This window comes from Xenorhabdus santafensis, from assembly GCF_033949405.1.
GTDB lineage: Bacteria > Pseudomonadota > Gammaproteobacteria > Enterobacterales > Enterobacteriaceae > Xenorhabdus > Xenorhabdus santafensis.
Genome location: NZ_VCDN01000003.1, coordinates 91,401 through 117,770 on the forward strand (window position 1 = coordinate 91,401; position 26,370 = coordinate 117,770).

Below are 26,370 nucleotides of genomic sequence, written 5' to 3' on the forward strand. Positions count from 1 at the left end.
CATAGGGTATAACACTTGATACAACAGATAATCCGACACAACAGATGATTAATTAAAACCAGTTGCAGCCATTGCCAACGTCGTATCAATCATGCGGTTGGCAAAGCCCCACTCATTATCACACCAAACAAGGGTTTTAATCAGGTGATGCCCGCTGACCCTCGTTTGTGTGCCATCCACAATAGCGCTATGGGGATCGTGGTTAAAATCCGTTGAAACTAACGGTAAGTCAGTATAATCCACTATACCATGAAACTCTCTGGACGCTGATTTTCGCAGGAGTTGGTTCACATCTTCAACATTGACCGATGCACTGACTGTCACACTCAAATCAATTGCTGTCACGTTGATGGTCGGAACCCGCACAGAGATTGCTTCAAACCTATCACTGAATTTGGGGAAGATACGCGAGATCCCCGCAGCCAGTTTTGTATCAACTGGAATAATAGATTGACTGGCTGCCCGAGTCCGGCGTAAATCATGGTGATAAGCATCAATCACTGGTTGATCATTCATGGATGCATGAATGGTTGTCACCGTACCGGACTCAATATTGAATGCATCATCCAACACTTTAATGATGGGAATGATACAGTTTGTTGTACAGGATGCATTGGAAACTATACGATCTTCTGCCACCAATGAATGGTGATTAACACCATATACTATGGTTGCATCCAGATCATTTCCTCCCGGATGAGCAAACAAAACTTTTTTGGCACCACTGGCAAGATGGGCTTCCCCATCAGATCTCTCGCCATGTGTACCCGTACAATCAAGCACGATATCAATGCCCAATTCTTTCCAGGGCAAAGCTGAAATATCCGGTTGGTGAAACAATCGAATACTGTCATCTCCTACTTGCAATAAATCATTATTCAGGCGTACATCCCACGCAAAACGCCCATGACTGGAATCATATTTTAATAAGTGAGCGATGCCTTCTGCACCAGCCAACTCATTAATAGCAATTACTGAAATTTCGGCTCGACGCCCGGATTCATAGAGTGCGCGCAAGACACTTCGCCCTATTCTCCCAAACCCGTTAATCGCTATTCTGATTGCCATGTTACTCCCTGAATTTCACTGTAGTCATGCAACCGCTTAGGATAACTGAGCTGTAACGCCTTGTACTGATGATTCATCAAAAAATTAACTATATTGTGACAGAGAAGACATTTTGCACTTGGATTAACACATCTTACTGAAACGGTTCAGCCAATACAAAAGCAGATTACGAGAAAAAAAGTGGGATGGCAAGCATCATCCATCACATCATGAAGCAAAAATTGAATAAAAAAAGAGCGCACTCGCTCAAGAATTGATGCGAATGCGCTTATAGTCTTGTTTGCCGATTATTTCAGCAGAGAAGTCGCTTTGGCTACTACGTTTTCAACAGTGAAACCAAACTCTTTGAACAGGGCATCAGCAGGTGCTGATTCACCGAAGGTATTCATACCAACGATTGCACCGTTAATGCCAACGTATTTGAACCAATAATCCGCGATACCCGCTTCTACAGCAACGCGGGCAGACACTGCCGCAGGCAGTACCGCTTCACGGTAGGCTGCATCCTGCTTGTCGAAAGCATCGGTTGATGGCATGGAAACCACACGAACCTGACGGCCTTCGGCACTCAGTTGTTCTGCCGCTTTCACAGCCAGTTCAACTTCAGAACCCGTTGCAATCAGGATCAGCTCAGGCTGGCCTGCACAATCTTTCAGGATGTAAGCCCCTTTCTCGATATTCGCCAATTGTTCAGCAGTACGCTCCTGCTGAGCCAGATTCTGGCGAGAGAAAATCAAAGAAGTCGGGCCATCTTTACGCTCAATCGCATATTTCCACGCGACCGCAGATTCAACCTGATCACATGGGCGCCATGTGCTCATGTTTGGTGTTACGCGCAGGCTGGCAATTTGTTCAACTGGCTGATGGGTCGGGCCATCTTCACCCAGACCGATTGAGTCATGGGTATAAACAAAGATGCTGCGAATCTTCATCAGGGCTGCCATGCGTACTGCGTTACGAGCATATTCCACGAACATCAGGAAGGTTGCGCCATAAGGCACAAAACCGCCATGCAAAGCGATACCGTTCATGATTGCAGACATACCGAATTCACGCACACCGTAATGAATGTAGTTACCGTCCAGCTCTTCATTCAATGGCTTGGAACCAGACCACATGGTCAGGTTGCTTGGTGCCAAGTCAGCAGAGCCACCCATGAATTCAGGCAGGACTTTACCGAATGCTTCCAATGCGTTTTGTGATGCTTTACGGCTGGCGATAGCAGCTGGGTTTTGTTGCAGGTTTTCGATGAATGCCTTAGATTCCGCTTCCCAGTTTGCTGGCAGTTCACCGCTGGTGCGACGGCTAAATTCAGCAGCCAGTTCCGGATGAGCTTTTGCATAAGCAGCAAATTTTTCATCCCACGCGCTTTCTTTAGTTTTGCCCGCTTCTTTCGCATTCCAGCCAGCATAAATATCCTGAGGAATTTCAAACGCAGGGTATTCCCAGCCCAGTGCTTTGCGAGTTGCTTCGATCTCTGAGTCACCCAGAGGAGCACCGTGACACTCTTCTTTGCCTGCTTTGTTTGGTGAACCAAAACCAATGATGGTTTTGCACATCAACAGAGATGGCTTGCCGGTTTCTTTACGCGCTGCTTCAATAGCTGCGGCAATAGCGTCAGAATCATGGCCATCTACGCCACGGATAACATGCCAGCCGTATGCTTCGAAACGCGCTGCGGTGTCATCGGTAAACCAGCCTTCTACTTCACCATCAATGGAGATGCCATTGTCATCATAGAAAGCAATCAGTTTGCCCAGTTTCAGCGTGCCAGCCAAAGAACAAACTTCATGGGAGATGCCTTCCATCATACAGCCGTCACCCATGAACACATACGTGTAGTGATCGACAATGTCATGGCCTGGGCGGTTGAACTGCGCTGCCAGTGTACGCTCTGCGATCGCAAAACCTACTGCATTGGCGATACCCTGCCCCAATGGGCCAGTTGTGGTCTCGATGCCAGGAGCATAGCCATATTCTGGATGGCCGGGAGTTTTGGAGTGCAGTTGACGGAAACTTTTCAAATCGTCAATGGAAAGATCATAACCCGTGAGGTGCAGCAAGCTGTAAATCAGCATGGAACCGTGACCATTGGACAACACGAAACGGTCACGATCAGCCCAGTCAGGATTGGAAGGGTTATGATTCAGATAGTCGCGCCACAGCACTTCAGCAATGTCAGCCATTCCCATCGGTGCGCCAGGATGCCCTGATTTTGCTTTCTGCACAGCGTCCATGCTTAAGAAGCGGATAGCATTAGCAAGGGTTTTACGAGTGGTCATTCTTTACTCCAAGTCGGATAAAAGCGTTAGTGAACTAAGAACTAATTTTCGCAGCGCAGCATACAAACCGCAATCATTAATGCCAGATAAGAAAAACTATCTTAATTTCCATTTAGCATCAATTCTTTGATTTGTCCCGTTGTTTTGCTGAGTTTTCAGGCCAGTACAGACAAGGGCTGGCTAACTTGCGCAAGAGGAAATAGTTTCATATTGTGATTTGCGCAATGGAAAGCCACGTATTAAACACGATACTCAATAGGTTAATCAAGGTTAAAAATGCCAGTTAGCCCATTCATTTAACATGATGATATGAAAGTAATAATAACGCTTACTCAGAAACAATCACTGATTAAGGGAACGGTAGATCTCATAATTTTCATCATCAAAACAAACCAGATTCACGTGTAATATATTTTGATTGCGGGACAAGCTCGAATGAATGGCAGACAAAGCGATTTCAGCCGCCAATTTTTTAGGAAAACGGTAGATACCGGTACTGATATTAGGAAAAGAAACCGTCTCAATATTGTATTGTTCAACGATGTTGAAGCAGCTTAGATAAGCTTTTTTCAGCAATTCCGGCTCGTTGGAAGAGCCACCATTCCACCGTGGCCCGACGGTATGGATCACATAGCGGGCCGGCAAATTCCCGGCTCCGGTGATAACCGCATCGCCAACATTGCACCCTCCCTGCTTTGCACGGATTTGCCTGCATTCTTCCAGAATGGATTTCCCACCGGCACGATGGATCGCACCATCAACCCCTCCGCCTCCCAAAAGTGAAGTATTGGCGGCATTGACAATGGCATCCACCTGAATAGTGGTAATATCGCCCTGAATAATATTAATTTTATTCTGCGTCATTACGTCTTGTCCTTCTCATTTCTATATGCCTGACAGCGATTCCTCTGTATGATATTTAACCATCATCAGTTTTCAGGTCAACACTGTTTCAGAATTAATATAATTTCAGGATCAATATAAATGACAACAACCGGTTTAACCCGAAGTTCAGTATCCGCCCCAACCATCACGCTATTAAATTCTATCCAAACAGAACAATATGAACTTATAAAATTACTGCGTGATTGTGTCGAAAGTGACGCTTCCGTCGGCTTCATTGCACCGCTGGAAGAAAACGAAGCGGCACAATACTGGCAAGCTGTCGAAACTGATATCGCATCCGGTCATCGCCTTCTATTGATTGCCTCGACAAATGGAGAAATAGCGGGTTCGGTACAGCTTTCCCTGTGTAAGAAAAAAATGGGCTACACCGCGCCGAAGTGGAAAAAATGATGGTACACACCCGCTACCGACAACGAGGAATAGGCAAAATATTGATGGAAGAGTTAGAACAGCTGGCAAAACAGCATCAGCGCAGTTTGTTGGTATTGGATACTCGTACTCATGATCCTGCTTCAGCGCTATATAAAAAATGTGGTTTTATTGAAGCAGGACACATCCCTAATTTCGCCATTAATTCCGATGGGACGCTTGCAGGAACCACCTATTTTTATAAATTGCTATAAGGTTTTTGATTGGCGATAGAAAAAGTCAGGAAAGGAAGAAAAACAGAAAAGAAAAAGCCCCGAGTCAAAGACTCAGGGCTCAGATATTCTGGCGGTGCGGACGGGACTCGAACCCGCGACCCCCGGCGTGACAGGCCGGTATTCTAACCAACTGAACTACCGCACCGCATGGTGTTCTGGTTGAGAACGGGGTGGATAATACGGTTACCCGCTTAATCCGTCAATCACTTTTTATAACAAAATGATTTGTTTGAACAGTTTTTCGCCTCAGCGTCGAATTTATCCCATTTTGCTACTGTTTTTGCTGATTACGGTTTTAGTGGTGATTTGTTTTGTCGCTGATTGTTTTATCAATAACCGCCTGCTCAATGTAACTGCTCAGGGTTTTCCGGGCTTGGGCGCCAGAGACAACTTCCTCCCTTCTTCTCCACCAGATCTAAACGGGATTCATGTTGGATTAGCTCTTCATCAGAAGCATAAATAATTCTCAGCCCGGATTGAGGACGAGCAACTTTCTGGATTTCCGAAACCAAGGCATTAGTTGAAGTTTCCCCTTCCATCGAAAATGCCAATGACGTCTGACCGCCGGTCATCGCCAAATAAACGTCAGACAAAATCTCGGCATCGAGTAATGCGCCGTGGAGGGTACGCTTTGAGTTATCGATATGGTAACGGTCACACAATGCGTCGAGGTTATTACGCTTACCCGGGAAGAGTTTTCTTGCCAACAGCAAGCTGTCTGTAATAGTACAAAAATCAGCCGTTTGCGGAATATCTCTGTTTAACTTACTGAATTCATAATCCATAAAACCGATATCAAACGCTGCGTTATGGATGATCAATTCCGCACCACGAATAAATTCAATGAACTCATCCGCGATATCCGCAAATTTTGGCTTGTCCTGCAAAAATTCGTCGCTGATCCCGTGAACTTCAAACGCTTCCGGATCAACCAAGCGGTCTGGTTTAATATAAATATGATAATTGCGCCCTGTCAGACGACGGTTGATAACCTCTACGGCACCAATTTCAATAATGTTGTGCCCTTCATAGTGAACACCTAACTTATTCATACCGGTTGTTTCGGTATCGAGAACGATTTGACGGGTAATTGCAGTGCTCATAGTGTTTTTTTGTGTCAGACTTAGAGTTTTGATTAAAGATGATATAGGAAGAGTCTACCAAAAATGAACAAACAGGTAGAAATTTTCACCGATGGTTCTTGCCTCGGCAATCCCGGCCCCGGCGGATATGGCATTTTGCTCCGTTACCAGCAGCATGAAAAAAAGCTGAGCGGGGGCTATTTCCGTACGACCAACAACCGCATGGAATTAATGGCTGCCATTGTCGGGCTGGAAACGCTCAAGCGCCCTTGCACGGTGATCCTGACAACTGACAGCCAATATGTACGCCAAGGCATTACCCAATGGATCCATAACTGGAAGAAACGTGGGTGGAAAAAAGCAGACAAATCCCCTGTCATCAATGTTGATCTCTGGCAGAGACTTGATAAGGCCATCTCACAGCATGACATAGACTGGCGCTGGGTCAAGGGGCACACCGGGCACCGGGAAAACGAAATATGTGATGAACTGGCCCGCACAGCCGCCGGCAGCCCAACCCAAGCCGATGAAGGCTATACCGAAAGTGAAAATTAATCGCTGATTCTCTCTCGTTGCTGGCTGCGCCATGCCGGGAAGATATTAACGCCGATGAAAATTTTTCACTGCCCCCAATGCCCTGCTGAACTTCGGCCGCAACAAGGTTGCCCGCATAGGATTTAATGTCAACGGTATTGTCCGCTTGCGGGCAATAATCACATTCAAGCAACCAAATATTGAGGTTGCAGGTTTGGATTCTCCATTTTCGCTATTCCCATCATTTCCGCCTCGCCACGGTAAAGTATGAAAATTAGCATGGTGAAGCACTTCATAATTCAAAAGTCTGAGCCAATCCAATTGGCGAAACATGGAAAACATTTGAGCTTTGCAGGGCAACTGGCGGTAGGCAGGCGAGATCATTTTTCTTAAGCCCAATAAACTCATTGGGTTAAAGCCACTGATAATCAACCAACCATCATCAATCAGGACTCTGTCTACTTCTCTCAGTAACCAATGGGGGTCAATGCTGTAAGTCAACATATGCGACAACAGGCAGGCATCAACAGATTTCGTTGCAAAAGGCAGGTAATGGGGGTCCGTTATCACGTTCATTTTTTCCCCTTGTAAACCGATATTGACCTGATGTCTGATTAAACAGGAACGGCTATCAATTTCTGTACTTAAGTGGCCTATTTTCAATAAATGCAGGCCAAAAATTTTTGGCCACCACGGTTCTAATTGACGTTCCAACGCGGCGCGGTAATATTCTCCCCACGGTAACTCAGCCCAAGACACAGGTGCTATTATTTGCTTGACTGAATGTTCTGCTCGCATGCCATCTTCCTTTCAACCTACGGTAAATTGATCACGAAAATGAAATCACTGACGAAAATAAAATCGGCTACCCAAGTGAGGCATATAATGAATCTTATCAGGATCCCTGTACTTTCGGATAACTACATTTGGTTACTTTGTGATGAAAGCAAACATTGTGTAATTGTCGATCCCGCTGAATCTCAACCTGTGCTTGATATTCTAGCAGCAAATCAAATTATCCCTGCTGCAGTCCTGCTGACACACCATCACTACGATCATGTAGGCGGCGTTCCCGGATTACTCAACAAATATCCCGACTTGCCCATCTATGGCCCTGAAGAGACCCGAACCAAAGGTGCAACTCATATTGTCCATGAGAATGACGTTATAAACGTGAAAGGTTTCTCTTTTAACGTCATGGAATTGCCGGGCCACACACTTGGTCACATTGCGTTCTATCAGGCACCTTATCTGTTTTGCGGTGACACACTATTTTCTGGCGGCTGCGGACGATTATTTGAAGGTACGGCCGAACAAATGTTTTCCTCTCTTGGAAAGATTTCATCGCTGCCCGATGACACATTGATCTGCTGTGCACACGAATATACTGCGGCGAATATGGCTTTTGCAAAATCAATATTGCCCAACAATCAAACTATTCACGATTATTATCAAAAAATCATTGAGATGAGGGAAAACCAACAGGCAACCGTCCCAACAACTTTACAGACAGAGAAAAAAATCAATGTTTTCTTAAATTGTCACGATATTGATTTACAAAAAAATATCGGCATTAAACCTAATTCAATATCACTTTCTTCTGTTTTTCAGCAATTAAGAGCTTATAAAGACCAATTTTGATTTTTCTGGGTTGTCTTCTGCGTGATAGGCCAGTATGATCGCTCACCTTTTAGACAAGCATCAAAAGAGAACATGAAGACGAAAGCGATTTTACTCGCTTCTGTTTTGCTTGCCGGGTGTCAATCGGGTCTGCAGCTAAAGACTCCTGCCTCGCAGCAAACACAGAAGATGTCTTCGACGAATCAGAAAACAGACGGTATTGCAGGGCAAGCAAACTCTGCAACCCGGAAGGAGAGTCCGACAGCCCAACAAGATTTATGGGGACATATCCGTGATGAGTTGAAGATGGAAATTCCTGACAATAGCAGGGTACTTAAGCAACAAAGCTACTACCTGAAACACAAGAGCTATCTCCAAAATGTAACCTTACGGGCGGAACCGTATATTTATTGGATAGTTGAGCAGCTTGATAAACGCAATATGCCAATGGAATTGGTGCTGCTGCCCATAGTGGAGAGTGCTTTTAATCCCCATGCTACCTCTTATGCCAAAGCAGCGGGTTTATGGCAGATTATTCCGAGCACGGGCCAGCATTATGGTCTGACGCAGGATAAGTGGTACGATGCCCGTCGAGATGTTGCGGCATCCACAACGGCTGCCTTAGATATGCTTGAGCGTTTGAACAAACGCTTTAATGGGGATTGGTTATTGACCATCGCCGCCTACAATAGCGGTGAAGGCCGGGTGATGCGTGCAATCCGGGACAATGAAGCAAAGGGCAAGCCAACCGATTTCTGGTCATTGTCGTTGCCGCGGGAAACCATGAACTATGTTCCCAAGATATTGGCGGTGACGAATATTATCCGCAACAACGAAAAATTTAATTTTACCCTGCCAAAACCCAACACCCAAAAAGCACTGGCCAAAGTTGATATCGGGCAGCAAATTATGTTGTCGCAAGCGGCTGAGCTATCGGGTTTATCATTAACATCGATCAGGGCATATAACCCGGGTTATAAACAAGGCATGACTTCTCCCCATGGCCCGCATTACATCATGCTGCCACAGAAGAATGTTCATCAGCTTAAAACGTCGCTGGCTGATGAAAGCGTCTTGAAAGACATCCGCCTGTCTGTGGTAAATAATACCCGTAAATTACAGCAAAAAAGCCAGTACACCGTTCGTTCAGGGGATACACTGTCAGCCATTGCGAAGCGCTTCAATACCACGCACAAAAAGCTACAGCGGCTAAATGGCCTGAAAATGGCAGATCGTCTCAAGATTGGGCAGGTATTGAAAGTTGATACCAGCGGCCCTGTCACCTATCGGGTACGTAAAGGTGATTCCTTTACCAGCATCGCCAATCATCACGGCGTAAACCTTAAAGATTTGATGAGCTGGAATAAAAGCATCAAAGTTAAAGGGATGAAACCAGGCATGGCCCTGACACTTTATCTCGACTAACCATTTCAACTAATTATCTTAATTATTCAACATGTTGCTGGCTCTCTATCCTATCGGTTAGAGAGCTTTTTTATTGAAATGGAATAATTTCATTGCACACATAGTAACCATGGTTATATATTTTATTGAAAATATAAATATAGGTAATTAACAAATGAAATGGGAAAAGGTATTTATATTATTATTCAATAGCATAGAAGATAGCATCTATTTTGCTGCGAATGAGGCTCGAAGGCGTTATAGAGTCCCAAAATCAAGATGTTATGCTTATCGTGCCATTGATAATTTCTGGCCTTTACGTAGCATACCACCCCCATTTATGAAATGTGATCTTGATTCAAAACTGCTTATTTTTGCCCATGGCACCAGAGCTGATCCACGAACAGGAGAGACCGCTGGTAGTTATATTGGTATAGATGCCAATCGTCACATAGGTGGCCAGGCATTAGCTAACCTTTTATATAATCATGGGCTTAAAGAAGTCGGTTTAATTTCTATAAAAGCGTGTCACAGTGCCAACCCGGAATTCATAACCGCCTTTCTAAATGCATTAACTGAAAATAAGATAAAAGTAGGCTGGATCTTGGGATATAGAGGTGCAATCACCCATTCAACAAGCGGAAAACACATATATACATCAAGAATAGATGCTATTACTCATTCATGGTTTAACATCAAAATTCCAGATAAATATCGGGTACGTATAGTTGAAGGAAACACTCGGGTCATTAACCCCAATAGCCCAAGATACAATCATTTTACCGGCATGAATCTCGCTGATTTTGATGATGAATAATTTTTATACTTTCTGCTGATGAGGTAAATTGATCGCCAAAAGCCATTGTTCCATTAATTTTTCAGAACAATGTTTAAAAAAGAAGAAAAGGAATATAAATTGTCATCATTAAATTCAAATAACCATTCCTCATTATCGAATACCGCCAAATTACCCAGTATATTCACCGAAATACAAGCATATCTCCTGCACCCTTCCGGCCTAAACTTAGACACTCCCCCCTCTTTTGAAGCAGAAAGCCGTGATTATAGTGCCATGCGATTTATCTTAAATGGTAAATTGATAGTTTTTCGTCAGGCAAAAACCACACCCAATAAACTGGGGCAATTTGTTACGCTTTGGAAAAGACCGACACCAGAATCAGATATAATGCCTTTTGATCCAAGTGATAATATCGACTTTTGTTTAATTGCAACTTTTACAGAAAACCAGAAAGGTCTTTTTGTATTTGATTCAAACACCTTAATGAAGAAAGGCGTTTTTTCAACGCCGTCTAAAGAAGGCAAAAGAGCCATGCGCGTTTATCCTGCTTGGGTCACTCCTGTTGCAAAGCAGGCCATTCAAACACAAAAATGGCAATCGCTATGTTTTATCAACCTCGATAACCCAGAAACAGCCATCAACCAATTTAAGAACATGTTATTTCCTGATGGAAAAAAATAGCCACTTTGATTTGTTGTTACATCATGAAATATAAACATTGAATTGAATTAACTGGCAGTATATTCGACTAATAAAAGCAATTTTTTAGAATCCGACTCCACCTATTGGTTTATAACGCCAACAATTGGGAACAGCCGGATTCTGACAAAATATACAATTTCCTGTGAAAAACATACTTACGCTTTAAGCTTTTTTCTCAAATGGCTGATAATAGCAACAGCGATTAATCCACCAATCACCGCGATATCCTCAAACACAAAATTGAGCGCGTTTTCAGCTTTTTCTCCCGAGAAAAGCCAAAAAGTATGCACCAGAAAAATAATCAAGATGAGAAAAACGGACAGCATTCCTGCGCCAAGCCAAACAAGGCGATCAGATAAAATTAAGATTGAACCAGCAAGTAATACAACGATTGTAGCGATATTAAACAACCAATCCGGATGTAATTCTGCCTCGCGCATTACTGCCATACCGCCTTCAAAATCGATAAGTTTGGCAAGACCGGAAGCAATGAACATAGCCAAAATCAATAAACGGGCAACCCACCACAACCAATTGCTTTCAAGGGTGTTCTCAATAAAACGTTTCATCATCTATTTTCCTGAGTATAAAACAAAAACAGTTTTGCCTTTTTCATCCCCAAAATGACAGGGGATTATCTTTATGCATTTACAGACCCAGTGTTGACATATCATAAAACCTTAAGTTAATTTAAGATTGATACAAATAATAAACGTAGTGATTTTATTTTTAATCACTCTTTTATTATCAGAGAAATTTTTAAACACATTGCCATTATAGTTTCAGTGGCTTATTTTAATCGAACTAATAATCTAATAATCACGGCAATAAACACCATTCTTCTCCTGGTATTTCACACAGTCTTGAACAGATACTGAATTAAATTTTTTTATCCAAATATTCAGGTTAATTACTTCACCTGAATATTTCATTAGGAATGATAAGGCGATATTTATGTATAAAAATGGATATTTCGTTACCGCAGAAATTAAAGCAAAAGAGCATGCAGACCTCGATTTCGTGGTTAAAGAACTTAAAAATCTACAACAAAAAACACTGTTAGAACCGGGCTGTGAAATTTTCTTCATCCAACAATCCAGAGAAAACCCTCACACATTTATTTTGTGGGAAAAATTTATTGATAATGACGCCTTGAAGAAGCACTTTTGAGTATGAACATACGAAATATTACATGTCCTTAGAATTAACCGAGATCGTACAAGTTTTCACTACGGATACGATTTAATTTTAGCAGAGCTTTTTTATCGCAAGATGTGATTAGCACAATAAGTTACAGATTGCAGTACAAGCAGCAACACTGCAATCTGAGCAGTTAACATACTAATCGTTAAGGAGTTAATTTTGATTACTCGAATAAATTATGACGATTTACCTCAAATCAAAGGCCCTTACGTACATGCCACCAAACATCATGGCTCGCTATATGTTTCAGGCTTAACGGCTCTGGGTACAGCAGCTCAAGAGCATAATGTTGAATCGCAAACCCTCGCCATCCTTCAACAAATTGATTTAATACTCGATCAGGAAAAACGAAGTAGATCTGATCTGGTTAAATTCACGATTTTTGTTAAAGATATCAGCCAACTTCCCCTTATTCGCCCATTATTATTTGATTTTTATGGAAACCACCTTCCGGCCTGCTCGCTGGTTGAAGTGTCGAATCTTATCCATCCAGATTTACAGATAGAAATTGAATTAATCATTGCACTGTATGACCAGTAACATAGCCTGATGGGGCAAGCTATTCATCTTCATCCAGCGAGTAAGGCAACATTTGAATCGCCAGTGAATGCCCCTCATCATTATGCAGCCGGAAGACATTCTCCACATTCATATCATTGCTCATAACGACCTGAATCCAAACCGTATCACCTGACATTTTCACCGCAGAAAGCACGACCCCGGTTCGGCGCCAGCTCTCTCCTAATCGCCATTCCAGCTCATCGCCGACCGAAGGAAGATGGCTGGCACTGCCGGCTAACCAATACATTGCCCGCTTGTTCACACCGCGGTATTTAGTCCGCGCGACTGTCGCCAGCCCCATATACATCCCTTTCTCAAAGCTAATACTCCCCTCAATAGCCTGAAGGTTAGTCGCTTGCGGCGTAAACCGGGCACTGGTTTCGGTTTCAATCACGGAGAAGCCGGCTTCCATCTCCAGCGCCAGCCACTGCTGGCTGTCATTCAGAGACGCTTGGAGTTTTTCCGCCAGCTTGGTTGCCTTCTCTGTATCGGTGACGAGTAAAAACCGTTCTGCCGGCAATGGGAAATAGAGCAATGTCGTGGAACCATCTTGAATGACAGGGTTATCCGCATCAGGGAGAACGGGGAAAAACGTGGCCAATGCATCACGGGCCCCTTTGCCGGCTACCCCCAGCAGCAGGCTTTCATTGTCTTCTGCAAATTCAACCTTGGAAAATACAGCATATTTTTTTAATTCATTGAGCTGCATTTCAAGCAGGCTACGACGCAAAATATAAGCGAACCCTTCATTACGGTGAAATAACCGTAAGTTACTTAACATTTTTCCTTTCGCATCGCAGTGAGCCGCCAGCACATGATGATTATCACCAAGCAAATTGATATCCGCAGTCACCTGACCTTGTAAGTATTTTTTGCTGTCATCACCGGTCGCAGTCACCATTCCCCAGTCATCCAGAGTCATCAGCGTTAACGGAAGTAAAGCTGCTGGAAGAGGCGGGGACGGCAATAATGTTGCGAACAGTTTTGGGTAATCCATGATATTCCCTCTATTGATAAATAAACTCAAAATTAATACGCGATGATTTATACAAGTGAAGAAAAAAGTTCCTATATATTAACTATATAGGAACTATCAGCTTTTACTTCAAATAACGCTCAACTGATTTATTCATTAGCTCGTCAGCCTCGATAAGATCCTGTTTTCTGGCTGTCACAGCAGAATGGTTTCTCGCCAGCAAGGTATATATTGTTGGCAGTACAAATAATGTAAAGCATGTTCCTATCAACATACCGGAGACGATCACCAAGCCAATGCCAAAACGGCTATTTGCACCGGCGCCACTGGCGAACAATAGCGGTATCAACCCGATAACCATTGCTGATGTCGTCATCAATATTGGGCGTAAACGGATTTTCGCTGCTTCTAATATCGCAGCCCGTTTACTTATTTTTTCCATCACCTGCAATTCATTGGCAAATTCCACCATCAAGATCCCATGCTTACTGATAAGACCAATCAGGGTAACCAAACCAATTTGGGTATAAATGTTTAATGTAATATGCCCCATTGCCAATGGGAGCAAAGCACCACAAATTGAAAGCGGGACGGTAATCAAAATAATCAGGGGATCGACAAGACTTTCATATTGAGCCGCCAGCACCAAATAAATAATGATCAAAGCCGACAGGAAAGCAAAGACAAGCGTATTCCCTTCCTTTTTATACTGACGTGAATCTGACTGCCAGTCATAACTGAATCCCGCCGGTAAGCTCTCAGCCACATTTTCAAGGAAAGACACGGCTTGCCCCAATGTCACACCCGGCGCAGGGATGGCCTGAAAAATTGCCGCGTTTTGCTGATTAAATTGAGTCAGCTTATTAGGCTCAACTTTCGTTGAAACAGAAACAACGGTAGACAATGGAATCATGCTCTGGTTTTCAGCTCTGACAAAGTGCCTTGCCAAGGCTTCCGGCGTTAAACGCTGGCTGCGTATACTTTGTGGGATAACGTCATAGGAACGTCCTTCCATGCCAAATCTGTTGATATAGCTTTCTCCCACCAAGAATGTCAGAGATTCACCAATATCCTGCATGCGGATCCCCAGACTGTTGGCCTTTGCGCGATCGATACGTACTTGTACCACCGGGTTGTTATAGTCAAGGTCACTGTCTACAACAGCAAATAACCCGCTTTCACGTGCCTGTTGCTTAATGCCTTCCATTGTCTGGTACAAAACTGAATAATCCTGTGAACTGCGCAATACCATCTGGATAGGAAGCCCGCCAGTTGATCCGGGTAATGGAGGAAGCTGGAACACAAAAACACTGCTTCCTTCAACATCTCCCACTGCGGCTTGCAATTCAGCTTGAATTTCTGATGCAGAACGCTCGCGTTCACCCCAGTCAGTCAAGTCAACACCACCAAAACTCGATGAAGGGCCATCAGTTCCATTAATTATCCACGTGCTTTTCTTTTCAGGGATCGTGTTGAACACGCTATCCAATTTGTAGCCAAATCGTTCCGCATAATCCAGATTGGCATGTTGTGGAGATTTAATTGCAGCCAGTAAGTTTGCCTGATCTTCTACCGGAGCTAATTCTTGTTTGGCTTGCAGGTAAAGGAAAGGCAAGCTGATAAACACCAGTACAGCGATTCCCCCGGTGACCCACCGATGGTGCAGGGAAAAATCCAGGGCGCGGGAGTAATAATGTGATAATCCCTCAAAAAACGCCTCTGCCTTACGTGCCACGAACCCATTATTTTGCTTTGGTTGCAACAAAAAGGAGCTCATCACTGGCGATAGGGTTAAGGCGACAATACCGGATATCACAACCGCTCCGGCCAATGTCAGGGCGAACTCTTTAAACAGCGCCCCTGTCAGGCCAGACATCAAGCCAATCGGCGCATAAACAGCCACAAGCGTGATATCCATGACAATGACTGGTACCGCAACTTCCCGGGCTCCGATAAGCGCCGCGACAACCGGAGATTTTCCCTCTTCAATATGGCGGTGTACGTTTTCAACAACGACAATGGCATCATCGACAACCAGACCAATTGCCAACACCATCGCCAGCAGGGTTAACAAATTAATGCTGAATCCGAATGCCAGCATCAACCCCGAAGCGCCGAGTATTGACAAGGGAATGGCAACAACGGGAATCAATACACTGCGGAATGATCCTAAACACAGATAGATCACCACAATAACAATGATCAGGGCTTCTATCAGTGTGCTGACCACTTCATCAATAGAGGCTTGAATAAAGTGTGCCGTTTCAAAGGCCAATTCAGCTTTCACACCGGGTGGCAACGTTTTTTGGATTTCCGGCAACTGGCTTTTTATACCATCGACAATAACCAGCGGGTTACCGGTTGGTGTTGAAAACACACCTAAATGAACCGCGACCTTGCCATTCATCAAACCACTGGTTTCGGTTGATGCGGCCCCCAACTCGACTGTTCCTACATCTTTCAGGCGAACTAATCCATTGCCGTCATTACGGATCACCAGATCGCGAAACTCTTCTACGTTAGTAAGATCGGTATTGACATAAATATTTGAAACAACAAATTCGCCTTTCACTTTCCCCGGTGCGGCTTGATAGTTATTCTTCCTGACGGCAGCAGCAACATCAGCCGCCGTCAAACCGCGCCCGGCCAAACGGTCAGCATCCAACCAAAGGCGCATCGATAATTGCTGCCCACCAAATACCTGTACTTTTGATACCCCCTCGATTGAGGAAAACATCGGCTCCACGACGCGCGATAAATAATCCGTGACCGATGAAATCGGCAAGGTATCACTGGAGAATCCCACATACGCAACCGCCGTCGATTCACCGGACGACAATTCAATTACCGGGTCATAGGCTTCTTTCGGCAACTTGTACCTGACTTGATTCACCTTGGTCATGACTTGCGTCAATGCCTGAGTCGAATCGTGGTTCAGTTCCATACGGATGGTTACGCTACTTCTGCCTTGTACCGATGAAGAGAACAGATAATCGATACCTTCAACAGAAGAAACAGCCTGCGAAATAGGTTGCGTAACAAACCCTTGTATCAAATCTGCAGATGCCCCCGGATATTCTGTTGAGACGGTAATTGTTGAACTTTCCAGTTGGGGATATTGACGAATGGGCAATTTGCTTAAGGCAAACGCGCCCAATAATACGATCAATGCACTGACAACCAATGCAAGTACCGGACGACGGACAAACAGATCAGTAAAGGTCATTTTTTTGCCTCCACGGTGGAGGCTTTGGTTATTTTTAATGTATCCTTCGCGACCGCAGTCACAGGCGAGCCATCATTCAACTTCAATTGACCAGAAGTAACGACCTGCTCTCCCTGAACGACGCCTTTCTTAATTTCAACCATCCCTTGCCAACGCTGGCCGACCTCAACGGAAACACGCTTGGCAATCATGGACTTGCTATCAGGCCCGGCCTGTGCCACAAAAACAGTATCTCCGTAAGCGGTATAAGTCACCGCTGTTTCTGGAATTGTTAATACTGGCGCATTATCTAAGCGTTTAACCTGAATATTGGCAAACATCCCCGCTTTTAGCTGATTATCACTGTTATTTAACAGCGCCTGAACGGATACCATGCGTGATTTGCCAACTAAAGGATCGATGGCATTTATCTTCGCGGTGAAAATTTGTTTTGGATAAGCATCAACTGAAACATTGACGTCTTGCCCAATATGCAATTCAGGGCTTTCCTGCTCGTCCAATGAAAAATTGAGTTTGAGATGCTTGGCATCAACCAGACTGACGATGGGATCGCCTGCCCGCAGATATTGCCCTTCATGGATCTGACGAATGCCTATAGTGCCGGAGAATGGCGCCCGGATTTTTTTCTGGGCGATTTGAGCTTGCACCTGACGGATAGAGGCCTGTGCCATATCTCGTTCCGCCTGTACATTATCGAGCTGAGCTTCGGAAATTATCTTATTGGCAAATAGCTTATTGGTGCGGTGATATAATCTGTCCGCGTTTTTCCATTGCGCCTGCAAACGAATAAGTTCAGCTTGCTCAACTGCATCATTTAGTTGTACCAATAATTGGCCTGCTTCAACATATTGCCCGGATTCAAAGGCAATTTTCGTTATCATTCCCCCCGCTTCTGATGCAACATGAACCTGTTTTGCCGCCTCAAGATCTCCCACACCATGTAAAATTCTTGGAATATGGGCTTCTTCTACTTCTGCCAATGCAACTTTAACTGGCGGATATGCTGAGTTTTCCGGTTTATCCGGCGTTGAACCATTCACGTTATAGATAGACAGTCCAATAATAGCCACCAACAAGGCAGTTCCCAAGCCAATAAGAATTTTTTTTCTCATAATTCACTTCTACCTTTTTTACTGTGAAATATTTAACTACGCTTTGTCTTTTTTTCTAAAATGGCTGGCAATTGCGGCTACCAGCAGGCCTTTAATAACGGTGATAAGTTCAAGCGCAAAATAGAGTGAAGTTTTGAAGAGCCTTCCTGAAAATAGCCAGGAAGTTGCAATAACGAGAGGCAAAATAAGGAAAACAGAAAGTATTCCGGCACCGAGCCAAACAACGTGGTCAAATAAAACCAATGAAGACTTAGTGAACAAAACGATTACAGAGGGGATATTAAAGAACCAATCCGAATGCAATCCGGATCCACGCATTTCTGCCAACCCGCCATCAAAATCAATGAATTTTGCAAGTCCGGAAGAAATAAACATCACTAGAAGAAGCAGACAGGCACTTAACCCCAACCACTTACTATTCAATGCATTTTCGATAAAACGTTGCATCATCTATTTTCCTGATAAATAAATAAAAAATAACCCTGCTTTTTTCTTCACTATCAAAACAGCCGGATAAATTTTTTAATTGACAGACGTAACAGTGGTGCACTATAAAACCTCAAGTTAACTTGAGGTCAATAGGCATGGCAAAAGATAAAGGCATTGATTTAAATAGGGCTTTAACTATTGGTGAAGTTTCAAAACGTAGTGGAATTGCAGTTTCAGCTATTCATTTTTATGAATCTAAGGGGCTAATTACAAGTTCGCGCAGCCACGGTAATCAACGCCGTTTTCCTTCCGTCGTCCTGCGTTATCTTGCAATTATCAAAGTTGCCCAAAGTGCAGGGATCCCACTGAAAGAGGTTCAGGAAGTTTTATGCCAATTCCCGCCCAACAGTAACCTAACATCGAAACAATGGCAGGTAATCTCTTCTCAATGGCGGGATACGCTGAATAAACGCATCAATATGCTGACCAAATTGCGCAACCATTTGAATAGCTGCATCGGCTGTGGCTGTCTCTCGCTGACTGACTGCCCTTTACGCAATCCGAACGATATTTTGGGAGAAAAAGGAACGGGGGCAATTATTTTAAAAGACATTTAAGGCACTATGCCCGATGGATTTCAGGATGCAGTGTGACAGCAAGGGAATGACAAATTCGTCGGGAACAAATTTGAACAGCCAAGGGCTAGCCCCCGGTGAGAGGCAGAAGCCTCTCACAATTCCCAGAAGAATAGATAACTCGTGATTGGGATTAGTGAGTGCAACTAACAAAGCTGTAATTCGAAAGACTACAGATACAAAATCATAAAACCCATTTTACATTCCATGAAAACTAAAATATTTTCAATTAATGAGTTAGTTGCACATAATTTTGTTAAAAAAATCACATTGAAAAATAAATGGTTATGTAATTTCATTAACAACCCCCTATTAGCCAATAAAACTAAATTAATATAATATAAAATCTGCCATTCATTAATGGAAAAAAATTTTATTTAGACTAAAATTTATATTACCAAAAATAGAATCCAGGCATTCTCAAAATAAATATCTCTTAGTTAATTAAAAGATGTGCCTTTTATAGCAACATTAATTTCATCTTAAGGTCTCCTAAAACATTTAATAACAATCTCACAACAGAAAACTTTTTAAATAACTATTAAACAAGTCATAAAAATAAATCCAAGCTCGTAAAAGTTATATATACATCAAGGAATTACTATGAAAAGTATAAAAACAAGATTTATTTCATTATACGGTTTATTTCTTTCATTTCTATTTACTTCACCATACTCATTTGCTTCAAAAGAACATCCGATATCTATTGATAATCAAACAAATTATACAATAACCGTCTATTCACCTCCGTCTTGGGGAAGATGTACATATAAGCCGGGAGGCAATAAGCCTGCTATTACAACTGTACCTCCAAGAAAAAAAGGCGTTTTTATCTGGGAGGATAGCGATAATATTAGCTCTTGTTTTTTTGAGGAAAAATTTACATCTTTTAAATTTATCACACAGGACAATAAGCTATTGTGGACCAGCAGAATTGGAATGATAGAGCAAAAAGATGGATATATTGACCCCTCTTATTTTTATGGATTATTTTTTGAAAAACAATATTGCCCAGTACGTTTGGACGAGCTGAGTCCGGATTCGGACGAGCCTGCCCCTCCGCCTTTCATCAAAACGACTTTTAATTCTAAACCAATACCAACAGCACCTCTTTATTATATGTACAATTATAGAACAAGTAATATGCGTGAATCAGACAGTGGCTGGGAAATTATTCTCACTCAACCTCCAAAAGGCACTGTACTGCAAGATGCAGGTAATCCTGAATTTTGGACATGTTACAATTAAGTAATAGTGATAATATAATTATTATTTAATATATTTTAATATTTCAATTAAAAATTGGCTAGCTGATTTTATCTTGAGAAATATTTCAGAACAAGTTGCAGAGTAGAATTATACCCTATGGATTTAGAGTTTCGCCAAAATGGCAAGGGAGTGCCCGAGGCATATATAAAAAATATTGAAATATGGGCTATTAATAGACATATAACGTTAGATATTTTTTAACATACTTAAAACATCCTGAAAGGATCTTATATTGCTATTGCGTTTGCCTGTGCGATCTTGCAATTATCAAAGTGGCCCAAAGTGCAGGGATCCCGCTGAAAGAGATTCAGGAAACTTTATGCCAATTCCCGCCCAACAGTAACCTAACAGTGAAACAATGGCAGGTAATCTCTTCTCAATGGCGGGATACGCTGAATAAATGCATCAATATGCTGACCAAACTGTGCAACCATTTGAATAGCCGCATCGGCTGTGGCTGTCTCTCGTTGACTGACTGCCTTTTACGCAATCCGCACGATATTTCAGGAGAAAAAGTAACGGTGGAAATTATTTTAAAAGGCATTTAAAAGGTCAGATATATCTTATATTAGGTATAGACTCTCATTAATTTCATATTATCCTATGAGAATCATGATATTTTTCATACCTTATACCTGTTGGTATCTTTATTCGCTGAATATTGAAGCCCAATGATGCAAGAACTCAATAGGTATAGAACACAAAAAAATTAACTCTACAAAAGGTATTTCATGAAAAAGATTGCTATTTTAGCCACATTATTCTCAGGAGCCTTATTTAATTCCGCAATGGCGGCAGAGAAAACGGTTGAACTTCAGAACTTCACCGCCTTAAGTGCAGAAAAAGGCATTAAACTAACGATCAAATGCGCTGAAAAATCGTCATTAACAGCCAAAGGCGCACAATCGGCGATAGATAAACTCGATATCAGTTATGATGCCAATACACTTAATTTATCTAATGAATCCAATGAAAACGACAACATACTAACTAAAACTGTTACTATAACTTTATATACCAATAAGCCATTGAATAATCTATCCACTATGTCTGGTGTAAAAATGGATGTGGATGCTTGCGCCGTTGGCAGCGAAAATCTGACGGTCAGCGGTATGATGGGAAGTGCAATAACTATTGAAGGCAAAACAAAACATCTGGATCTTAATTTGGAAGCAGGCGCTGTTTTTAATCAAACATCGACCAAGTTCAGTGCTGATTCCGCTAAAATCAAGTTGAGTATGGGAGCGAGGGCTTCTCTTTGCCATATCCCTGAAATCACAGGTAATTTGACAGCAGGAACTAAAGTTGATGTCAGCGAAGAGGCGAATGTTAAAATAAAAAGCAATTTTGCCAGCGAAATATCCAGAGACAACTGCTCTTAAGCCAATCTTGAACCGTTCTTCAGGCTAATTTAAAATAATTCATCCCATACCAAATAATTTAATAAATCATTCATGGGGTGAATTATAATCCACCTTATATCAATGTTTTTTATTCATCTCTTTTTAAAAGATAAAATTGCCATTTTTAATTTTTTTATTAACCATCAAGAAATTATATCAATATCCAAAAAAACATTTTCAATGTTGCATAAAAACATAAAGAAAATATTAGCCTGAATATTAAATGAAGATAACTGAATTATTTATCTCTAAACTATCGGGAGTATTTAATGAAAAAACTTTTAAAAGCCTCTCATATTGCCTTAGCACTCACATTAACTGCTACAACGTCAATAATACCCGCCGCTTTTGCCAAATCCCCAGACCAACCAAAAATTAACCAGGCACCGGGTTATTATCACCAAATGGTCGGAAATATTATGGTCACGGCGCTTTATGATGGCTATATCTACCTTCCGTCTTCGTTATTACAAGGAATTACGAAAAAAGATATTCAGGCATTATTTTCACGCATGTTTATCGTTGAAGGAAAAGAGGGAGTCCAGACAGCGATAAATGCCTATCTTGCCCATACAAAAGAGGGGTTGGTATTAGTTGATGCGGGCAGTGCCAAATGCTTAGGTTCAACCATGGGCAATATCGTTAATAATATCCATGCCGCAGGCTACACCCCCGAAGATGTAAAAGCTGTATTGCTGACACATCTGCATACAGATCATGTTTGCGGTTTAAAATCAGATGATGGAAAAGCCACGTTCCCTAATGCAACCGTTTATGTGGCTGAAGAAGAAGAAAACTACTGGCTCAATCCTGAGAACCGTGGCGCTATATCTGAAAAAGACCTCCCTTCCATAAAAATGGTACAAGACGCTATCGCTCCCTATATTGCCAAACATGCATTCCGCACTTTCAAAAAAGGAGAGAATATCGTTACTGGCATCAAAGCCATGCCTACTTTTGGCCATACCCCGGGACATACATCATTCCGGATACACTCAGATAACAGCAACATGTTAATTTTAGGTGATATTATCCACTCTCACACCGTGCAATTTATTCGTCCGGAAGTTTCCATCGATTTTGATATAGATAATGCAAAAGCGATTGAAGCACGTAAGAACGTTTTCAAAATAGTGTCACAAGATAAATGGTTAATTGGCTCAGCACATTTGCCTTTCCCCGGTATCGGGAATGTTCGTAAAGATGAAAAAGGATATTCTTGGGTGCCTGTGGAATATTCTCCTTTATTGAAAATAAGGTGATTGATAACGTAATATTGAGTATTGGAAAATAAACGATTAAATAGATAAAAATTATTTTATTTAAAAAAGCCGGCAAAAACCGGCTTAATCCACTGAATGTTCTGAAACCTTATCTGATGAATAGGATAAGGTATTCATTGTTATTAATTGTGAAAACGCACGCTTTCGTCAACAGTAACACGCCCCATACGAACATGATATGTGGGAACATTTGGATCAGCGTATCCAAACGAGATACCGAATAGCAAACGGTATTGCTCTGATACCCCGAGTATTTGCCTGACTACATCAGCATGAAAACCGAGCAAAGTCTGCGCAATTCCCGCGTAACCTCTGGCGGCGAGTGATAAAAGGAATGTCTGAGCATACATCCCCATGTCTGATGCAACACGTACGTTATCCCCAAATGAAGGCATGAACAAAAAGGCTACATGAGGGGCACCGAAAAAACTGAAGTTTTTTAAATAGGCCTCATATCTTTTAGCCGTATCCCCACGAGCTATGCCCAGAGCCTCATAATAGATCCTAGCCTGCTCTTGACTTCTATCAAAATAATCTCCATAAAAATCAGCGTAGTTATAGGTGAAATCAGGGGTAGTAATACCTGCCGAATTGTTTTTCATCATGCCCTTCTCTAGTGCATTTTTTGTTTCACCAGAAGTAATATGTACATGCCATGGCTGGGTATTACTGTTAGACGGAGAATATTGTGCATCCGTAATTATTTGACGTATTTGTTCCTCTGTCAGAGGAGTTGGTAAAAATGCACGAGGAGAAAAACGACTGCGAACTGCTTCATCGAATGCCAATATTGTTGTATTCATTTCATTCCTCTTTCATTATTGTTAGTTCTAATAATTATTATCCGACTACACAGTACCAATTCTCTATGACATAAATAGTTTATGTCATTTACGACGAATATGGATTCTGTTGGAATTTTAGTTGAATTCAAAGTAAGACAAATAACACATCACTATTGATATAATTAAGTAACAAATGATAATAAACCAGATATTCGTATTAGATAGAAGTGTAGCGACGATGAAAGGCATTAAGGGGAGATACATATTCGTCCCCAGTGGTGCCAATAAATTGAATGGTGATAACAATGATATTGCGGTGGTAAGATAATATCGCCAATAAAAATATTTTGAGTGCACAGTTCCATCTCCAAAAATGAAGGATTTGGCGGCACGCTCATAAGATCATGAGGATATCGAGAGCACCGCAACAACCAAAAAACAATGGCTGCGCGGCTTATTTTTCTGAGGTAGGAGAAAAGCTCATATGTGAATTTACCTTATAAATTAATTTATATCTCAATAACTTTAACGCTAATAAACAACTTTAAATCATCATAACATACAAGTCAAATTAGTATCTTCTTTATTTTAGTTAATTGTAAAGCTGAAAGTGCATAACTTAGTTTATAACGACTTTTCATAAAAAATCACTCATTAAAAAACGGATAACAAAAGCAATTACACCATGATATTTCATCTATCAATCGAAGAAATAGCATGCAACATAAAAATTTCCATTAAAGAAAAAACAATAGAAACCATTAGCTATGGTATTATTTTTATTTATTACCTGCATTAAATATGGTGATTACATATATATCTGAGGAAAATAATAACATTCCTTATAGATTGCTATTATAAAAAACAATTTAATATTATACTGAAAAATAATATCATATATATTTAGGAGTTAAGCCATGAAAAAACTTTACTTTATCCTTACCATCTTAGGCACCCTCGTTCCTTGGTATTACTTCACATGTTTTTTGGCTGAAAATGGATTAGATGCAATCTTATTTTTCAACCAATTAAATTCAAACGACATCACACGCTTCTTTGTAGCGGACGTTGTTGTTTCTGCTATCGTTTTAATTCTATTTGTTATTCATGAAAGCAAACGTTTGAAAATGCCAAATGGTATTTATTCATTATTAGGCTTGTGCATTGGGGTATCATTTGCATTACCATTATTCCTTTATATGAGGGAAAAGCATATAGAAAATAGCACTAAGCCTGTAAGCCTTGATACGAAGTAACACTAATTGTAAGCGGCATTTATAGCTTACCGCTTACATTACATTCAATACCAGCTCTATAAAGAAGTCAATCCATCACTATATTATGGAATTCAAATATCGTAACCATTTATTATTTCTATTTTTTCAGCATCATTTTTATACTTATCCTTCAGTTTATTCTGCAAATCTTTTGCTTTAGTACAATATTCATCAAGGCCATTGATTATTTCATTCATGCGTTCATCCGTTAAACCACTATCCATTTCACCTGCAAAATGCAGACAATTTTCAGCATTATCTATATATTCTTGTAAATCTTTTGGGGTATCACTTTCTGAAGCCAATGAATTGCCACAAAATAAGAAAAGCATAATACACGACACTGCTAGTTTTTTCATATTATTTGCCATAATTAACCCACTCAATTAATATCGACTTTCTTAGTCCAATCCTTTGTTTGGTTTTAAACTATAAAGTGTTTATCCAATTTATGCCTGTGTCAATCTCCTACAAAGTACAAAATCTTTCATGAACACGCCAGAATAAAGATAATTCGCTGTATAATCAGATTCAGAAAAATTTTAATCGACAACATTTTTTGGTTGTAATCATCCGTAACAATCACATACCGAGAACTTCCCCAACAATTTTTTGCGCTTAACTCGCCATAAAATTTACTTTCATTTTAATTAATAGATGTAATTTATATATCAGATGAAATATATAATTTATCGTTGCATTTTTTCTAACAAACAAAAAAGACATAAAATAAAAAATAACGTTCCTAAACAAAACTTTTTGTGATCGGATTCATAAAACACAAATGATCATAATCATTCCCCAAATGGTATTTATTTTATTATTTTTATCTCATAAGGTTACGAAAAAAACACCATTTATGGATAATCATTTTTTGGTTTCATATACTAATAAAAAACATCATCTAAGAACTTTATTTTTCAACGGCAATGATTTTAATTTTTTATTCTGCCATTGCCGAATGCCATTTTTTATTTCATTTTATTTTATTTGGTCTTTACTCTTACGTTATCTATTATTGCCCCATTTTATTCAATACGAATCAGCCGATATATTCGGACAACCGAGCCCCTGAAAATTATCGCAGAACAGCTTATTTCTTTCCTAATAAACAAATTTGTCAGGGACAATGTGAATTAGATTTAAATTTTGTGCCCGTATGTTATGGCC

The 26,370-nt window shown here is 41.3% G+C and carries 27 protein-coding genes and 1 tRNA gene; 15 read left to right on the forward strand and 13 right to left on the reverse strand.

Going from position 1 to position 26,370, the window contains the following annotated elements; genetic code table 11:
* Positions 1 to 48: 48 nt before the first annotated feature.
* From epd to FE392_RS00950, 3 genes are all read right to left on the reverse strand, one after another.
* Positions 49 to 1,068, reverse strand: a complete 1,020-nt coding sequence (epd, locus tag FE392_RS00940; protein ID WP_319928357.1) for an erythrose-4-phosphate dehydrogenase — start codon at positions 1,066 to 1,068, stop codon at positions 49 to 51.
* 287 nt (positions 1,069 to 1,355) lie between these two features.
* Positions 1,356 to 3,350, reverse strand: a complete 1,995-nt coding sequence (gene tkt, locus FE392_RS00945) for a transketolase (protein WP_319928358.1) — start codon at positions 3,348 to 3,350, stop codon at positions 1,356 to 1,358.
* Positions 3,351 to 3,692: 342 nt separating this feature from the next.
* Positions 3,693 to 4,214 (reverse strand): O-acetyl-ADP-ribose deacetylase, encoded by a 522-nt coding sequence (locus tag FE392_RS00950; protein WP_319928359.1) that lies wholly within the window; start codon positions 4,212 to 4,214, stop codon positions 3,693 to 3,695.
* A gap of 120 nt (positions 4,215 to 4,334) precedes the next feature.
* Here FE392_RS00950 and FE392_RS00955 point away from each other — a divergent pair, with 120 nt between their 5' ends.
* Together FE392_RS00955 and FE392_RS00960 are read left to right on the forward strand one after the other, a co-directional pair.
* Positions 4,335 to 4,646 (forward strand): hypothetical protein, encoded by a 312-nt coding sequence (locus FE392_RS00955; protein ID WP_319928360.1) that lies wholly within the window; start codon positions 4,335 to 4,337, stop codon positions 4,644 to 4,646.
* Positions 4,643 to 4,879 (forward strand): GNAT family N-acetyltransferase, encoded by a 237-nt coding sequence (locus FE392_RS00960; RefSeq protein ID WP_319928361.1) that lies wholly within the window; start codon positions 4,643 to 4,645, stop codon positions 4,877 to 4,879. The genes FE392_RS00955 and FE392_RS00960 overlap by 4 nt, the downstream gene beginning before the upstream one ends.
* An 89-nt stretch (positions 4,880 to 4,968) precedes the next feature.
* Here the strand turns inward: FE392_RS00960 and FE392_RS00965 are convergent.
* A tRNA-Asp gene (locus FE392_RS00965) sits at positions 4,969 to 5,045 on the reverse strand.
* 199 nt (positions 5,046 to 5,244) lie between these two features.
* Positions 5,245 to 6,003: a DNA polymerase III subunit epsilon gene (dnaQ, locus tag FE392_RS00970; RefSeq protein ID WP_319928362.1), complete on the reverse strand. Its 759-nt coding sequence runs from the start codon at positions 6,001 to 6,003 to the stop codon at positions 5,245 to 5,247.
* Positions 6,004 to 6,066: 63 nt separating this feature from the next.
* Between dnaQ and rnhA the strand changes: the two genes are divergently transcribed.
* Positions 6,067 to 6,537 carry a ribonuclease HI gene (gene rnhA, locus FE392_RS00975; RefSeq protein ID WP_319928363.1) on the forward strand — a complete coding sequence of 157 codons (471 nt, stop codon included), beginning with the start codon at positions 6,067 to 6,069 and terminating at the stop codon, positions 6,535 to 6,537.
* 45 nt (positions 6,538 to 6,582) lie between these two features.
* Here rnhA and FE392_RS00980 read toward each other — a convergent pair whose 3' ends face one another.
* Positions 6,583 to 7,314 (reverse strand): class I SAM-dependent methyltransferase, encoded by a 732-nt coding sequence (locus FE392_RS00980; protein WP_319928364.1) that lies wholly within the window; start codon positions 7,312 to 7,314, stop codon positions 6,583 to 6,585.
* Positions 7,315 to 7,401: 87 nt separating this feature from the next.
* On the opposite strand from FE392_RS00980, the gene gloB reads away from it, so the two are divergent.
* The 4 genes from gloB (at position 7,402) to FE392_RS01000 (ending at position 11,020) form a co-directional block, all read left to right on the forward strand.
* Positions 7,402 to 8,157, forward strand: a complete 756-nt coding sequence (gloB, locus tag FE392_RS00985; protein ID WP_319928365.1) for a hydroxyacylglutathione hydrolase — start codon at positions 7,402 to 7,404, stop codon at positions 8,155 to 8,157.
* A 72-nt stretch (positions 8,158 to 8,229) separates the two neighbouring features.
* On the forward strand, positions 8,230 to 9,561 hold the full coding sequence (gene mltD / locus FE392_RS00990; protein WP_319928366.1) for a murein transglycosylase D: 1,332 nt from the start codon (positions 8,230 to 8,232) through the stop codon (positions 9,559 to 9,561).
* Positions 9,562 to 9,715: 154 nt separating this feature from the next.
* Positions 9,716 to 10,357, forward strand: a complete 642-nt coding sequence (locus FE392_RS00995; protein WP_319928367.1) for a type 1 periplasmic-binding domain-containing protein — start codon at positions 9,716 to 9,718, stop codon at positions 10,355 to 10,357.
* Between the two features lie 69 nt (positions 10,358 to 10,426).
* On the forward strand, positions 10,427 to 11,020 hold the full coding sequence (locus tag FE392_RS01000; RefSeq protein WP_319928368.1) for a MepB family protein: 594 nt from the start codon (positions 10,427 to 10,429) through the stop codon (positions 11,018 to 11,020).
* A 176-nt stretch (positions 11,021 to 11,196) separates the two neighbouring features.
* On the opposite strand, the gene FE392_RS01005 is transcribed toward FE392_RS01000, so the two are convergent.
* Positions 11,197 to 11,613 (reverse strand): DoxX family protein, encoded by a 417-nt coding sequence (locus FE392_RS01005; protein WP_319928369.1) that lies wholly within the window; start codon positions 11,611 to 11,613, stop codon positions 11,197 to 11,199.
* Positions 11,614 to 11,995: 382 nt separating this feature from the next.
* On the opposite strand from FE392_RS01005, the gene FE392_RS01010 reads away from it, so the two are divergent.
* Both FE392_RS01010 and FE392_RS01015 read left to right on the forward strand, forming a co-directional pair.
* Positions 11,996 to 12,211, forward strand: a complete 216-nt coding sequence (locus tag FE392_RS01010) for a putative quinol monooxygenase (protein ID WP_319928370.1) — start codon at positions 11,996 to 11,998, stop codon at positions 12,209 to 12,211.
* A gap of 192 nt (positions 12,212 to 12,403) precedes the next feature.
* Positions 12,404 to 12,784, forward strand: a complete 381-nt coding sequence (locus FE392_RS01015) for a RidA family protein (protein ID WP_319928371.1) — start codon at positions 12,404 to 12,406, stop codon at positions 12,782 to 12,784.
* A gap of 19 nt (positions 12,785 to 12,803) precedes the next feature.
* On the opposite strand, the gene ygfZ is transcribed toward FE392_RS01015, so the two are convergent.
* The 4 genes from ygfZ to FE392_RS01035 all read right to left on the reverse strand — a co-directional run bounded on the left by ygfZ (position 12,804) and on the right by FE392_RS01035 (position 18,569).
* Positions 12,804 to 13,802 (reverse strand): tRNA-modifying protein YgfZ, encoded by a 999-nt coding sequence (gene ygfZ, locus FE392_RS01020; protein ID WP_319928372.1) that lies wholly within the window; start codon positions 13,800 to 13,802, stop codon positions 12,804 to 12,806.
* A 103-nt stretch (positions 13,803 to 13,905) separates the two neighbouring features.
* Complete coding sequence (locus FE392_RS01025; RefSeq protein WP_319928373.1) at positions 13,906 to 17,007, reverse strand: MexW/MexI family multidrug efflux RND transporter permease subunit; 3,102 nt, start codon at positions 17,005 to 17,007, stop codon at positions 13,906 to 13,908.
* Complete coding sequence (locus tag FE392_RS01030) at positions 17,004 to 18,119, reverse strand: efflux RND transporter periplasmic adaptor subunit (protein WP_319928374.1); 1,116 nt, start codon at positions 18,117 to 18,119, stop codon at positions 17,004 to 17,006. The genes FE392_RS01025 and FE392_RS01030 overlap by 4 nt, the downstream gene beginning before the upstream one ends.
* 36 nt (positions 18,120 to 18,155) lie before the next feature.
* The gene (locus tag FE392_RS01035; RefSeq protein WP_319928375.1) at positions 18,156 to 18,569 is read right to left on the reverse strand and encodes a DoxX family membrane protein; all 414 of its coding nucleotides are present in this window, start codon (positions 18,567 to 18,569) and stop codon (positions 18,156 to 18,158) included.
* A gap of 134 nt (positions 18,570 to 18,703) precedes the next feature.
* Here FE392_RS01035 and soxR point away from each other — a divergent pair, with 134 nt between their 5' ends.
* From soxR to FE392_RS01060, 5 genes are all read left to right on the forward strand, one after another.
* The gene (gene soxR / locus FE392_RS01040; protein WP_319928376.1) at positions 18,704 to 19,165 is read left to right on the forward strand and encodes a redox-sensitive transcriptional activator SoxR; all 462 of its coding nucleotides are present in this window, start codon (positions 18,704 to 18,706) and stop codon (positions 19,163 to 19,165) included.
* Positions 19,166 to 19,786: 621 nt separating this feature from the next.
* Complete coding sequence (locus FE392_RS01045) at positions 19,787 to 20,431, forward strand: hypothetical protein (RefSeq protein WP_319928377.1); 645 nt, start codon at positions 19,787 to 19,789, stop codon at positions 20,429 to 20,431.
* A gap of 287 nt (positions 20,432 to 20,718) precedes the next feature.
* On the forward strand, positions 20,719 to 21,000 hold the full coding sequence (locus FE392_RS01050) for a MerR family DNA-binding protein (RefSeq protein WP_319928386.1): 282 nt from the start codon (positions 20,719 to 20,721) through the stop codon (positions 20,998 to 21,000).
* Between the two features lie 183 nt (positions 21,001 to 21,183).
* Positions 21,184 to 21,834 (forward strand): GIN domain-containing protein, encoded by a 651-nt coding sequence (locus FE392_RS01055; protein ID WP_319928378.1) that lies wholly within the window; start codon positions 21,184 to 21,186, stop codon positions 21,832 to 21,834.
* Between the two features lie 290 nt (positions 21,835 to 22,124).
* Positions 22,125 to 23,117, forward strand: a complete 993-nt coding sequence (locus tag FE392_RS01060) for an MBL fold metallo-hydrolase (protein ID WP_319928379.1) — start codon at positions 22,125 to 22,127, stop codon at positions 23,115 to 23,117.
* A gap of 143 nt (positions 23,118 to 23,260) precedes the next feature.
* On the opposite strand, the gene FE392_RS01065 is transcribed toward FE392_RS01060, so the two are convergent.
* Positions 23,261 to 23,941, reverse strand: a complete 681-nt coding sequence (locus FE392_RS01065) for a nitroreductase (protein WP_319928380.1) — start codon at positions 23,939 to 23,941, stop codon at positions 23,261 to 23,263.
* 899 nt (positions 23,942 to 24,840) lie between these two features.
* On the opposite strand from FE392_RS01065, the gene FE392_RS01070 reads away from it, so the two are divergent.
* Positions 24,841 to 25,179, forward strand: a complete 339-nt coding sequence (locus FE392_RS01070) for a DUF2834 domain-containing protein (RefSeq protein WP_319928381.1) — start codon at positions 24,841 to 24,843, stop codon at positions 25,177 to 25,179.
* Between the two features lie 92 nt (positions 25,180 to 25,271).
* Here the strand turns inward: FE392_RS01070 and FE392_RS01075 are convergent, their stop codons facing one another.
* Positions 25,272 to 25,571, reverse strand: coding sequence for a hypothetical protein (locus tag FE392_RS01075; protein WP_319928382.1), 300 nt, complete (start codon positions 25,569 to 25,571; stop codon positions 25,272 to 25,274).
* Positions 25,572 to 26,370: the final 799 nt, after the last annotated feature.

What these genes read in the sequence shown, in the direction of transcription:
- soxR (WP_319928376.1), top strand. Translation starts at nt 18,704, where the DNA reads ATGGCAAAAGATAAAGGCATTGATTTAAATAGGGCTTTAACTATTGGT.
- FE392_RS00955 (WP_319928360.1), top strand. Translation starts at nt 4,335, where the DNA reads ATGACAACAACCGGTTTAACCCGAAGTTCAGTATCCGCCCCAACCATC.
- FE392_RS01065 (WP_319928380.1), bottom strand. Translation starts at nt 23,941, where the DNA reads ATGAATACAACAATATTGGCATTCGATGAAGCAGTTCGCAGTCGTTTT.
- FE392_RS00980 (WP_319928364.1), bottom strand. Translation starts at nt 7,314, where the DNA reads ATGCGAGCAGAACATTCAGTCAAGCAAATAATAGCACCTGTGTCTTGG.
- dnaQ (WP_319928362.1), bottom strand. Translation starts at nt 6,003, where the DNA reads ATGAGCACTGCAATTACCCGTCAAATCGTTCTCGATACCGAAACAACC.
- FE392_RS01010 (WP_319928370.1), top strand. Translation starts at nt 11,996, where the DNA reads ATGTATAAAAATGGATATTTCGTTACCGCAGAAATTAAAGCAAAAGAG.
- ygfZ (WP_319928372.1), bottom strand. Translation starts at nt 13,802, where the DNA reads ATGGATTACCCAAAACTGTTCGCAACATTATTGCCGTCCCCGCCTCTT.
- FE392_RS01075 (WP_319928382.1), bottom strand. Translation starts at nt 25,571, where the DNA reads ATGGCAAATAATATGAAAAAACTAGCAGTGTCGTGTATTATGCTTTTC.
- FE392_RS01000 (WP_319928368.1), top strand. Translation starts at nt 10,427, where the DNA reads ATGTTTAAAAAAGAAGAAAAGGAATATAAATTGTCATCATTAAATTCA.
- FE392_RS01045 (WP_319928377.1), top strand. Translation starts at nt 19,787, where the DNA reads ATGAAAAGTATAAAAACAAGATTTATTTCATTATACGGTTTATTTCTT.
- FE392_RS01030 (WP_319928374.1), bottom strand. Translation starts at nt 18,119, where the DNA reads ATGAGAAAAAAAATTCTTATTGGCTTGGGAACTGCCTTGTTGGTGGCT.
- FE392_RS01055 (WP_319928378.1), top strand. Translation starts at nt 21,184, where the DNA reads ATGAAAAAGATTGCTATTTTAGCCACATTATTCTCAGGAGCCTTATTT.
- FE392_RS01035 (WP_319928375.1), bottom strand. Translation starts at nt 18,569, where the DNA reads ATGATGCAACGTTTTATCGAAAATGCATTGAATAGTAAGTGGTTGGGG.
- gloB (WP_319928365.1), top strand. Translation starts at nt 7,402, where the DNA reads ATGAATCTTATCAGGATCCCTGTACTTTCGGATAACTACATTTGGTTA.
- tkt (WP_319928358.1), bottom strand. Translation starts at nt 3,350, where the DNA reads ATGACCACTCGTAAAACCCTTGCTAATGCTATCCGCTTCTTAAGCATG.
- FE392_RS01005 (WP_319928369.1), bottom strand. Translation starts at nt 11,613, where the DNA reads ATGATGAAACGTTTTATTGAGAACACCCTTGAAAGCAATTGGTTGTGG.
- FE392_RS00950 (WP_319928359.1), bottom strand. Translation starts at nt 4,214, where the DNA reads ATGACGCAGAATAAAATTAATATTATTCAGGGCGATATTACCACTATT.
- epd (WP_319928357.1), bottom strand. Translation starts at nt 1,068, where the DNA reads ATGGCAATCAGAATAGCGATTAACGGGTTTGGGAGAATAGGGCGAAGT.
- FE392_RS01070 (WP_319928381.1), top strand. Translation starts at nt 24,841, where the DNA reads ATGAAAAAACTTTACTTTATCCTTACCATCTTAGGCACCCTCGTTCCT.
- FE392_RS00995 (WP_319928367.1), top strand. Translation starts at nt 9,716, where the DNA reads ATGAAATGGGAAAAGGTATTTATATTATTATTCAATAGCATAGAAGAT.
- rnhA (WP_319928363.1), top strand. Translation starts at nt 6,067, where the DNA reads ATGAACAAACAGGTAGAAATTTTCACCGATGGTTCTTGCCTCGGCAAT.
- FE392_RS01060 (WP_319928379.1), top strand. Translation starts at nt 22,125, where the DNA reads ATGAAAAAACTTTTAAAAGCCTCTCATATTGCCTTAGCACTCACATTA.
- FE392_RS01025 (WP_319928373.1), bottom strand. Translation starts at nt 17,007, where the DNA reads ATGACCTTTACTGATCTGTTTGTCCGTCGTCCGGTACTTGCATTGGTT.
- FE392_RS00960 (WP_319928361.1), top strand. Translation starts at nt 4,643, where the DNA reads ATGATGGTACACACCCGCTACCGACAACGAGGAATAGGCAAAATATTG.
- mltD (WP_319928366.1), top strand. Translation starts at nt 8,230, where the DNA reads ATGAAGACGAAAGCGATTTTACTCGCTTCTGTTTTGCTTGCCGGGTGT.